Origin of the sequence: Mesorhizobium sp. M8A.F.Ca.ET.208.01.1.1 (assembly GCF_004791315.1) — a bacterium.
GTDB lineage: Bacteria > Pseudomonadota > Alphaproteobacteria > Rhizobiales > Rhizobiaceae > Mesorhizobium.
In genome coordinates this window covers 1-392 of sequence record NZ_SRUT01000080.1, presented here as the reverse complement: position 1 = coordinate 392, position 392 = coordinate 1, and the positions used below count along the sequence as shown (strand labels likewise).

The following is a 392-nucleotide window of genomic DNA, read 5'->3' as shown; positions in this document are numbered from 1 at the left end:
CGGCGGCGCCGGTGATGTGGATGCCGCGCTCCACCGTCTCCTGCTTCTGCTCGGACTCCAGCGAGGCCACGAGCTGCTTGCCCACGGCACCGTCGCCGCTCTTCACCCTGAACACCAGGATGCCCTGCGATCCGCCGCCCCATTCGTCATGCGTGGCATAGGCCAGCATATCGACCTGGTCCTCGGCGTCGGCGCTCTTCGGCACGTCCATCTGAAGCCGCGGCAGATCCTTGCCCTCGATCGGCTCGCCCGTCGCGACCGGCTTGCCGTCCAGGATCAGTCGTCCCAGCGCCGGCGGCCTTTCGATGCTGATGGTGACCGCGCCACCGTCGACATCGACCGGCTGCGGCAGGTCGAGCGCGACAGGCCCGACGCCCGACGGCACGACCTTC

At 69.4% G+C, this 392-nt stretch carries 1 pseudogene; it reads right to left on the bottom strand.

Annotated elements, in window-relative coordinates:
• Window positions 1-392: pseudogene (locus tag EN851_RS34375) on the bottom strand (peptidase C14 caspase catalytic subunit p20); the annotation flags it as partial.